The sequence below is a fragment of the Vibrio sp. 1069 genome (assembly GCF_033340555.1).
On record NZ_JAWOWP010000611.1, the window covers coordinates 1 to 599 of the forward strand.

1 pseudogene is annotated in these 599 nt (G+C 48.7%); it reads left to right on the plus strand.

What is annotated here, in order from left to right:
- Positions 1–599, plus strand: a pseudogene (gene vmeY / locus R7040_RS28045) (multidrug efflux RND transporter periplasmic adaptor subunit VmeY); the annotation flags it as partial.

Here is a 599-nt window from a genome sequence, read left to right on the forward strand (position 1 = left end):
AGGCCAGCTTCTTTATTCTATTGAACCTTCTTCTTTTGAAGCACAAGTGGCAAGTGCGAAAGCAGCGTTAGCACAAGCAAAAGCTTCGCTTAAAAAGGCAGAGCTTGATCACCAACGTGGTAAAAACCTGCTTCCTCGTGGCAGCATCTCCCAATCGGAATTTGATGCGTTGACAGCAACATTGCTAGGCGCGCGTGCAGAACTAGAAGCTGCGAATGCACAGCTTAAACTTGCAGAAGTCAACCTTTCGTACACGCAAATCCGAGCGCCGTTTAGTGGTCGTATTAGCGACACAAAAGTGAGTACTGGTGATCTGGTTTCTCCATCTTCAGGTGTGCTGACGACGCTCGTGAGCCTAGATCCTGTGCACACTTCGTTTAGCGTCAGTGAACGTGAGCGTTTAGCGATGGGAATGGATCGAATTAAAGGCGATGGTTCGGCCGAGTCGAACGGTGTGGAAGTGCAACTAGAGCTAGAAAACGGCCAGTTTTTCGAACATCTAGGTCAGCTTGATTTCTTGGGTAACCGTATTGATACCAAAACGGGCACGATTGCTATGCGTGCGTTGGTGCCAAACCCAGAACACAAACTGCTTCCTG